11 protein-coding genes and 1 tRNA gene are annotated in these 9,805 nt (G+C 36.2%); 5 read left to right on the top strand and 7 right to left on the bottom strand.

Annotated features, from left to right (window positions below):
• Positions 1–122 precede the first annotated feature (122 nt).
• Positions 123–662 carry a GNAT family N-acetyltransferase gene (locus ACEN31_RS02040; RefSeq protein ID WP_407108470.1) on the bottom strand — a complete coding sequence of 180 codons (540 nt, stop codon included), beginning with the start codon at positions 660–662 and terminating at the stop codon, positions 123–125.
• 177 nt (positions 663–839) lie between these two features.
• Here ACEN31_RS02040 and ACEN31_RS02035 point away from each other — a divergent pair, with 177 nt between their 5' ends.
• The 4 genes from ACEN31_RS02035 to ACEN31_RS02020 all read left to right on the top strand — a co-directional run bounded on the left by ACEN31_RS02035 (position 840) and on the right by ACEN31_RS02020 (position 3,568).
• Positions 840–1,520, top strand: coding sequence for a DUF969 domain-containing protein (locus tag ACEN31_RS02035; protein WP_407108469.1), 681 nt, complete (start codon positions 840–842; stop codon positions 1,518–1,520).
• A 12-nt stretch (positions 1,521–1,532) separates the two neighbouring features.
• Entirely contained in the window at positions 1,533–2,459 is a 927-nt protein-coding gene (locus ACEN31_RS02030; RefSeq protein ID WP_407108468.1) for a DUF979 domain-containing protein, read from the top strand.
• 16 nt (positions 2,460–2,475) lie between these two features.
• On the top strand, positions 2,476–3,123 hold the full coding sequence (gene pcp, locus ACEN31_RS02025; protein ID WP_138404930.1) for a pyroglutamyl-peptidase I: 648 nt from the start codon (positions 2,476–2,478) through the stop codon (positions 3,121–3,123).
• Positions 3,124–3,187: 64 nt separating this feature from the next.
• A complete protein-coding gene (locus ACEN31_RS02020) occupies positions 3,188–3,568 on the top strand; it encodes a PH domain-containing protein (RefSeq protein ID WP_407095158.1) in 381 nt (126 codons plus the stop codon).
• A 91-nt stretch (positions 3,569–3,659) separates the two neighbouring features.
• Here the strand turns inward: ACEN31_RS02020 and ACEN31_RS02015 are convergent, their stop codons facing one another.
• From ACEN31_RS02015 to ACEN31_RS02000, 4 genes are all read right to left on the bottom strand, one after another.
• On the bottom strand, positions 3,660–4,604 hold the full coding sequence (locus ACEN31_RS02015; RefSeq protein WP_407108467.1) for a magnesium transporter CorA family protein: 945 nt from the start codon (positions 4,602–4,604) through the stop codon (positions 3,660–3,662).
• 21 nt (positions 4,605–4,625) lie between these two features.
• Positions 4,626–4,799, bottom strand: coding sequence for a hypothetical protein (locus ACEN31_RS02010; protein ID WP_171031334.1), 174 nt, complete (start codon positions 4,797–4,799; stop codon positions 4,626–4,628).
• A 159-nt stretch (positions 4,800–4,958) separates the two neighbouring features.
• Positions 4,959–5,393 (bottom strand): DUF624 domain-containing protein, encoded by a 435-nt coding sequence (locus tag ACEN31_RS02005; RefSeq protein ID WP_407108476.1) that lies wholly within the window; start codon positions 5,391–5,393, stop codon positions 4,959–4,961.
• A gap of 296 nt (positions 5,394–5,689) precedes the next feature.
• Entirely contained in the window at positions 5,690–6,649 is a 960-nt protein-coding gene (locus ACEN31_RS02000; protein ID WP_407093637.1) for a N(5)-(carboxyethyl)ornithine synthase, read from the bottom strand.
• Positions 6,650–6,813: 164 nt separating this feature from the next.
• On the opposite strand from ACEN31_RS02000, the gene ACEN31_RS01995 reads away from it, so the two are divergent.
• Positions 6,814–6,899, top strand: a tRNA-Leu gene (locus ACEN31_RS01995).
• Between the two features lie 113 nt (positions 6,900–7,012).
• Here the strand turns inward: ACEN31_RS01995 and ACEN31_RS01990 are convergent.
• Positions 7,013–8,182, bottom strand: coding sequence for an ABC transporter substrate-binding protein (locus tag ACEN31_RS01990; protein WP_138404926.1), 1,170 nt, complete (start codon positions 8,180–8,182; stop codon positions 7,013–7,015).
• Between the two features lie 378 nt (positions 8,183–8,560).
• A complete protein-coding gene (locus tag ACEN31_RS01985; protein WP_138404925.1) occupies positions 8,561–9,730 on the bottom strand; it encodes an ABC transporter substrate-binding protein in 1,170 nt (389 codons plus the stop codon).
• Between the last annotated feature and the right edge of the window lie 75 nt (positions 9,731–9,805).

The following is a 9,805-nucleotide window of genomic DNA, read 5'->3' as shown; positions in this document are numbered from 1 at the left end:
AGTTCTTTCATGGTAAGATGTGTGTAGGCCATTTGTGGTCACTCTCCTAATTTTCGTGGTTGGAAATTTATTTTGAGTGTACCACAAATGGTTTATTTATTTTTCTAGCTTAATTTTACAATTCAAGTAATTAAATAAAGCTTGTCTTTAAATGAATCTCCATGAATTTGTTCATATAAAGTAAAATATTCTTCAAAAGTTATCTCCGAACTTGTACCTAGCAATTCAAATTCTACATCAAATAAACTCACAATCATATTTAATTGTTGGAAGCCATTCTTCTCGTAAAATTGCAGGCGTCGTAAGCGTTCCTCTATGATACCTTCATCCGTTTGAACAACTTCAATTTCTAAGCAAATATTCATTTCATGATATTTTTCTTTAAGAAGTGATAAAACTTTTGAACCATAACCTAGGCTGCGATATTCAGGAGAAATTGCAAAGTATTCAACAAAAATTAATTGAGAACTTTTTAAAGTTGAAATCATACCAATAAAGCGTTCGTCTTCAGTAATTGCGAAGACTTCAGCAAAACCAGTTTCTTGATGTGAGAATAAAGATTCAAAAGGTTTGCGTTCATACGAAGGAAAGGCATTGATATATAAAGTTTCCAAATCATCTGCCAAAGGTGAGTGAATGGAATTGATACGTTGGATTTTCATGTTATAAACTCTTTTCTAATATATTTATTCTATTATATCTTTAATTGAAAAGGATTTAAAGAGTCTACTTTTATTATATTTTCATAAAGATAATCAGCAAGGGGATCAAATTTGTTTCATGTATGGTAAAATAGGTGAACATTTTAATAAATTTTAATTGTTTAAGGAGGTATAGATATGGAATGGATTAAATTAATAGGTATTGTCATTATCATAATAGGTTTTATTCTAAAATTTGATACAATCGCAACTGTTGTTGTCGCAGGACTTGTTACTGCATTAGTATCAGGCATTTCATTCATAGAATTTTTAACGATACTCGGAGAGGCATTTACGAACCAGCGTTTTGTAACCTTGTTCTTCTTAACTTTACCGATGATCGGCTTGTCAGAGACGTTTGGTCTAAAAGAACAAGCGATTCGATTTATTGAAAAGATTAAAGGGCTCTCAACAGGTGGCTTGTTTACAGTGTATCAGGCGATTCGTGAATTATCGGGATTTTTCTCAATTCGACTTGGTGGACATCCACAGTTTGTGCGTCCATTGATCTATCCAATGGCAGAAGCAGCAGCGGAGTCAGATACGGATGATAAATTAGATGAAGACGACGTTGAGAAAATTAAAGCACGCGCATCTGCAGCGGATAACTATGGTAACTTCTTTGCGCAAAATACATTCGCAGGATCTGCCGGAATTCAATTAATCAGTGCAACATTGATTGACTTAGGTTTAAACGGTAACCAAAGCTCATTAGCCATTGCGTCAATCCCAATTGCAGTGATTGCATTAGTATTAGCTGCCATTTTCAACTGGCGTTTTGACCGTCAATTACGTAAAAAAGCGAAAGCTAAAAAGTAGGAGGAGAAATCAATGGAACAATTTGCAAGTACAGTTTTAGAAAGTACGTATATCGTCATTGGTTTACAATTACTTTATACAGCTTACCGTGTATTCAACGATGAGACGAATCCTACACGTATCGGAACGACATTATTTTGGGCGATTCTAGGAGTCCTATTCGTTGGTGGTAGTTATATTCCCAATATCATTAATGGAGTATTAGTGTTGATCATTGGGGTAATTACTTTATTCAAACAAGTATCGATCGGAGAAATCAAAGCCACACCGGAAAAAGAAGTTAAAGAGAATGCTGATAATACAGGTAATGGTATTTTCTTACCCGTCATGACTTTAGCGATATCTTCATTATTGATTGCCCAAATTTTCCCAGCATTAAGTCAATCGGTCTTAGGTATTGGAGCTTTAATCGGGACGATAACACTATTATTCACTATTCGTCGTGGACCAAAAACATTGCTTCCAGAAAGTGATCGCATGATTCAACAGGTATCAACAACAGGTATTTTACCTCAATTGCTTGGTGCTTTAGGTACAGTATTTACTGCAGCAGGTGTTGGAGATGTTGTGTCTGGACTTGTTCAAGGAGTCATCCCAGCTGAAAGTCGATTCTGGGGAGTTTTAGTATATGTCTTAGGTATGGTGTTATTCACAATGGTTATGGGGAATGCCTTTGCGGCCTTTACCGTTATTACGTTAGGAATTGGTGTGCCATTCGTATTCTCACTTGGTGCGGATCCAATTATTGCAGGAGCTTTAGCAATGACTGCTGGTTTTTGTGGGACTTTAATGACCCCTATGGCTGGTAATTTTAACGCATTACCTGTAGCATTATTAGAGATGAAGAGTGAATTTGGAGTCATTAAAGACCAAGTTCCATTCGCGTTTATTATGATTGTAGTGCATGTTATCTTAATGTACTACTTACCATTTATCTAATAGGAGGAGTTTTTATATGAAAATTTTAGTAACAGGATTCGATCCATTTGGTGGCGAAGCAATGAACCCTGCCATAGAAGCAGTAAAATTATTACCAGATACAATTAAAGGTGCAGAGATTGAAAAATTGGAAATCCCAACAGTTTTCCACAAATCTGCAGATGTTGTCCGTGAAAAAATGAACGAATTCAAACCTGATGTTGTTTTAAATATCGGTCAAGCGGGCGGACGTATGGGCTTAACACCAGAACGTGTCGCAATCAATCAAGATGATGCCCGTATTCCTGATAATGAAGGAAACCAACCGATTGATTTAGCTATTCAAGAAGACGGCCAACCAGCTTACTTCTCAAAATTACCAATTAAAGCAATGGTAGAAGCGATGAAAAATGTAGGCATTCCTGCCTCAGTATCAAACACAGCTGGAACTTTTGTATGTAATCACATAATGTACCAAACACTTTACTTAGTTGATAAAGAGTTCCCAGAAGTAAAAGCAGGATTTATGCATATACCATTCATGACTGAACAAGTATTAGATAAACCAAATCAACCCGCAATGTCATTAACTGATATGGCTCGCGGAATTGAAGCAGCGATCAAAGCAATTGTTGAATACAATGATAAAGACGATATTCAAGTGATCGGTGGAGCGACGCATTAATTTTTAACTCGGTAAGGCAATCTGATATACTTAGATTAACAAACTTACGAAAAGAGGAATGGACATGTCAATATTTGATCGATTAACAGGAAAAGCAGGTAAAGTCGATAACGCGAGTGCTATGAATGTGATTCAAGATATTTTAACGTCATCAGAAGAAGTTGTTTCAACATACAAATTGATTCGTGACTTTATTGTGTTCACTAACAAACGTCTTATCTTAATTGACATCCAAGGAGTCGGAAGCAAGCGTGACATCCAAAGTGTTCCGTATAAATCAATTAGTCGTTTCTCAATCGAAACGGCAGGGACAACTGATTTAGATGCTGAAATTGATATCTTCATCTCGAGCGCTACAGAACCGATTATTCGCTTAGAATTAGGTCGTAATCGTGACAACTTAAATGAAATTGCCCGTACCTTAGCTGAAGAAATATTAGGTTAGACAAACAAAAGGACTCATTTACCTGGTTAAACGGGTAAATGAGTCCTTTTTATATAATTTAATCACTTTAATCACCGTGACCGCTTTACTTCTACAGCCATTTATTCCGTTTAAACAGCCAGTAACCAATTAACACTAAAATTAGAGTAGTAATACCAATGATAATCATTGAAGATGCAGCCTCTTCACCTGGCACAGGAACGTTCATTCCCCAAGCGCTGGTTATAATGGTTGGAATTGTTAAAATAATGGACCATACAGTTAATACGCGCATAACTTGGTTCATATTATTATTGACCACATTCGATAAGATATCGCTCACTTTTTCATTGAGTTGCTTCAATTCATGCACCATGCCACTCGCTTGATGCAATTCAACATTAACATCACGCAGATGCTGCAAGTCATTATCCTCAATATCTAACTGGTTAAACTGTTCTTTTAGATGTTCTAGTACATCCCGATCATTATTAATGGCTGAATTAAAGAAGACGAGCGCTTTATTTAATTTCATTTGCGTGTAAAAGATTTCATTTTTAGTAGACTCTGTGACATCTGATTCTAAATCCCGAATTTCTCGGTCGATTTCCTCTAAAAGAATAATGAATAATCGGGCGATAAACCATAGTATATTCAATACTAGGCCCAACTCATCTAAGCCGTTAAAAGAATTCAATCTCATTTCTGTAATGCGATTGAGAGTTTTTAAGGAATCGATACTAGTGACAATGACTAAACCAGGTTTAAATACAATGGCGATAGGGGCAGTACGATACACGTCACGGAAGTCTTGTGTTCGCTCTTTAAAGGGGTAGTTAAAGAGTACCAAGGTGTATAAATCTCCATCATCGCCTTTATACGACTCCCACCGGGCAACTTCGTAAGAATCTAGACCACTCGTTATAAAATCCTCAGGAATATCAAATTGATCAAGCATCTGTTGAATTTCCTGTTCATTCGCTTGCCATAAATGATAGAAATCATACGATTTATCTTCTTGATTCTTCCCATAAGCCATTGTGTAATGTTCTAGCATGTCGCTCCTCCTTAAGTTAAATTATTCCACCAAATGACCAACAACATTCCGACGTGGTTCTGAACCCCAAAATGTCCAGAAATCTAATCCAACCACTTCCCCATTTTCTTGAGTCGAAACGGGAGCGCTTTTATTTATACTAATAAATGAAAAAGCCATTACAAAGGTGATTAATAAATTAATAATTTTTTTCATTGTAAATCCTCTTTAAAATTTATGAAACGGTGACAAACATAATTTACGATATAAATCGGTGCGCTGAACATTAATAACAAACCTAGACCAGGCTGGAAAAATGCGGTCACTATTATAATCAAATGCGCTAGTATTATCAGTAATGACATAACAGGATTTTTAATCGTTAGTAAAAATCCAATTATTATAGATTTCTTCAATGTAACTGAATGATTTGCAAAAATATAAAGTGAAAAATGAAAAATGAAAAATACAGTAAATTATGAGACTAAGAAAAATTAAAGCATATTTAAATGTGATAACGAGCGGACTCTGAGTTGTAACTGAACTAAGAATGAGTATATCTAATCCAATGATTAAAATAAAAGGGAGAGATATCAAACCAAATTTAAGGCTTTTTCTCCACAGTTGTTTAAATGCGCTTTTAAATCGAAAAAATAACGATGAATTCGTTAATTCATCATTGGAAAAATAGCCATCGATCACATGAACTAAAGCGAAAAGGCTAGGGAATAGAGTTATCAAAGGTAAACTGAATAAAATAAATAGTAAATTTACGTAAACTAGAAAAGGTAAAAAATGTAAAAAATTAATAAGGTTATTTTTAATTAGACCTACCCCTTTCGAAGATTAGATTTCCAAAAATGTATACCTATTAAAAGATAAGAATCACTATTGGAACATAGCGTAAAGCGAATACAATTTGAATAAGAATCACTCAAACGAATACTTTAATGTATTAGGATTACTTTAATATTATTAAATCACCCTTATGATAATTAGTCAAACTATACAATGTTAATTATATCAATATAATAATATGAATGATTATTAATTGATAACAAAAAAACTGAATAACTTATCGTTACTCAGTTTAAGGTACCTATACTTTATTTAATGTTATAACCATGTTCTTTTGCTAGATCAATGTATTCTTGTAAGTCGCGTTTAAATACCCAATTTGTGAATGATTCAGAAAGTACTTCACTTGCTGTACGGTATACTAATGAAGGGATGTTACGAATACAGTAGACAAAGATATCGTCCACTTTAAGTAATGGTTCATCATAAGTTGTCTCTTTACTGAATTCAACGGCTTCACCAGGTTGAGCGGCTAAATCAACAACAAGCGTTCCTTTTTTCATGTTTTTAACATGGTCATAAGTTAACATATGATTTGTTGGATCAGTTACCGCAATTCCGTTAATAATCACATCGTATTCACTATAAGTTTTATAAAATTCATCTAAATTACTACGGTAGAACATACGAATATTATCAATAGCACCAAGTTTAGATGCAGCATTCATCGCACCTTGAGATACATTTCCCGAACCAAGAATCGCGATATTCGTTGTCGAACTGAACAGTTTACCGTAACTTAACATTGAATGAATGGTACCTACATAACCTGCGGTAACGCTGTTTTTGTAAGTAAAGTTACTTCGGATAAATGGAATAGGTTCAATCTTATCTTCAAAAGCAATGGTTGGTTGTGTGTTATCAATATTTAAGATGATTAAATGTTTATCAGTTGCGACCCCTTCCATGAATGCTTTACCTTTGGCTTGTGGGTGGATCCAGCCAATGATAATTTGGTTATCTTGTAATAAATCATATTCCTCTTCCGGTATACCTTTCATCGAGTAAAGAGCATCTGCTTGCTCATAGACCTCTTTACGTGAAAGTATTGTACAGCCTTTATCTTCATATTCTTTATCAGTAATTTCTAAACTTTCACCAAAGTCAGCTTCGATTAATATATCATTTTCTAAGCCTTCGATGTGTTCTGGTAGTAGAGTAAGTCTCTTTTCTCCAGCATTACTGGGTTTTAAAATCCCTAATTTCATATAATACCTCCTATGTCCATGTTACATTCTATTATAACCTTTACTAGTAAATATTTCAGTGAATTAAATTATTATAATAAAATTATGAAGATAGTATTGACATATAATATAATTAGATGGTATACTTCTGTTTGTCGTTGTCACGACCAACCACTTTTTTTATTGCCGGGGTGGCGGAACTGGCAGACGCACAGGACTTAAAATCCTGCGGTGGGTGACTACCGTGCCGGTTCGATTCCGGCCCTCGGCATAATAAGCTATCGGTTTATAATAATCCTTACTCTAGTAAAGAGTGAGGATTATTTTTTTGGTTCGTTAAAAAAACGGAGCTTACAATAAAGTAAGCTCCGTTTGTATGTTATGTTAGTTACCATCCACTACATATTCCTCAGTCACTTCTCCGTTTACTAAATGTAACATAGGAGCGGAGTTTACGGCATTATGAAGGTCATCGTATTGGAATGATCCAGTTACGCCTTCGAATTGAATATTTTCCATCGCGTCACGGATCGCTGTTGGATCATCTGACCCTGCTTCTTCGATTGCTTGGAAGATTAAGTGAGCGCCATCGTAACTTAAAGCGTCGAATGTATCGGGTGCATGACCGAAGCGTTCTTCGAATTTCGCAACGTATTCTTGGGCACCAGGATTGTCACTACCTGTATGGAAGTGCGATGTAAAGTAAAGATCAGTAGCGTTTTGGGCGCCAGCAATTTCAGTTAAAGTATCACTTGCGAAGCCATGTCCACTTAGAATTGGTTGCATTAGACCCATTTCACGTGCTTGGCGAACGATGATTCCAGCTTCACTGAAGAAGGCGGGGACATATAAGACATCGAAATCAAGGGCAGCAATTGAAGTGAGTAAGCCCATAAAGTCTTGCTCGCCATCATTATAGAACACTTCATCAACAACTGTTCCGCCTAAATTTTCAAATTCTGCTTTGAAAGGCTCAGCTAAACCAACCGAATAGTCTTTTGATTGGTCAGTAATAACCACTGCATTGGTTGCGCCTAATTCGTCCATCGCAAACCTTGCAGCTGCGTTTCCTTGGAATGTATAAGTAAAGGCTAAACGGAAGATATTACTGATAACTTCACCGTTCTCATCTAAAGCTAAATCGTCTGCTGTTCCTACGGGATATATAGTTGGTAACTGACTTTCAACCGCAGTTGGACGGGATGCGTAAACTAGGTCAGACGTTGCAGGACCAAAAACTACAGATACACCTTCACTAGCTAAACGAGTCGCAATCGAAGTTGCTTCTGCTTTATTCGATGTGTTATCGTATTCTACGATTTCGACCATTCGACCACCTAAGAGACCGCCCGCTTCATTAACTTCCTCGGCAGCTAATGTCAGATTATCCATCATTGGTACAGCGTATGCTGATCCGACACCAGACAGTTCTAAGTTTGCTCCAATGCGAATTGGTTCTTGATCCTGTGCCTGTGCAGTAGTCTTAGCAGGTGTTAAACTTGTCCCTAAAGTAAGCATTGAAAGTAACGTTAATCCTAGTTTTCTTAATTTCATAATAATAATCCCCTTATATAATATTCAATAGAAAAAATAAAAAGCCCTAATCTATCTTTCGGATAGAATAGGACTATTAAAAAAGATTTTCCTATTCTGTGTTCAAACATGAATAGGACTGAGCAGTTATTCGATTTTTTCGAATAAGCTAAGTCCTGAGGCCGTTAATAATAATAATAATGGCGTTATTTAATTTCATGTTTGATAACAGAAGCATTGGGGTTTCTCCTTAAATTTTAATGATTTCTAATGTAATTCAAAGATATCACATGGAATTTAAATGTGCAAGCATTATTAATGGACTTTATTCGTGCTATAGTTTTATGACAATAAAAAACGGAACTCACTAGAAGTAAGCTCCGTTTATCTGTCTATTTATTAGTTCCCATCAACTTCAAATACTTCAGCTACTTCTCCATCGATATAATGTAACATTGGGGCAGTTTCTACGGCATTATGGTATTCATCGTATTGGAATGCACCAGTGATTCCTTCAAACTGAATATTTTCCATTGATTCGCGAATTGCTTCAGGGTCATCTGTTCCGGCTTCTTCAATAGCTTGGAAGATTAAGTGGGCAGCGTCATAACTTAAAGCATCAAATGTGTCAGGTGATTCACCGTAACGTTCTTCGAATTTCGCAACATATTCTTGAGCGCCTGGGTTTTCACTACCAGTATGGAAGTGAGAGGTAATATATAAGTCTGTTGCATTTTGTGGGCCAGCAATTTCTAATAATGTATCACTTGCGAAGCCATGTCCACTTAGAATTGGTTGCATTAGACCCATTTCACGCGCTTGTCGAACAATGATTCCACCTTCACTAAAGAAACCAGGTATATATAAAACATCAAAATCAAGGGCAGCCAATGAAGTCAATAGACCCATAAAGTCTTGCTCGCCAGCGTTGTAGAAGAGTTCTTCAGTAATTGTCCCACCTAAAGCTTCGAATTCTGCTTTAAAAGGATCGGCTAAACCAACCGAATAATCATTGGATTGGTCAGTAATAACTGCTGCGTTTGTTGCACCTAATTCGTCCATAGCATATCTAGCAGCAGCTTTACCTTGGAAAGAATACGTAAAAGCTAAACGGAAGATATTGCTTATTACATCACCATTCTCATCGATTGTTAGATCATCAGACGTTCCAACTGGATACATTGTCGGTAACTGACTTTGAATGGCAGAAGGGCGTGATGCATAAATCATATCTGATGTTGCTGGGCCAAGAACTGCTGCTACATCTTCACCGGCTAGGCGAGTCGCAATGGATGTTGCTTCAGTTTTGTTCGAAGTATTGTCATAGTCAATAATTTCGATCATGCGGCCACCTAATAAACCGCCCGCTTCATTGATTTCTTCAGCAGCTAATGTCAGATTATCGATGATAGGTACACCGTAAGCTGATCCGTATCCAGAGAGTTCTAAATTCGCACCAATGCGAATTGGTTCCTCTTCTTGTGCGTTTGCAGTGGACATAGCAGGCGTTAAGCTAGCCCCTAAAGTAAGCATTGATAGTAATGTTAGTCCCATTTTTCTTAGTTTCATAATAATAATCCCCTTTTTTAAGTTTTAATAGAAAAATAAAAAGCCCTATTCTATCTTGCGGATAGAATAGGGCTT

Origin of the sequence: Ruoffia sp. FAM 26255 (genome assembly GCF_045528525.1) — a bacterium.
In the GTDB taxonomy this organism is placed as follows: domain Bacteria; phylum Bacillota; class Bacilli; order Lactobacillales; family Aerococcaceae; genus Ruoffia; species Ruoffia tabacinasalis.
Note: the sequence above shows the minus strand (reverse complement) of the source record. Positions and strands in the feature narration are given on the sequence as shown.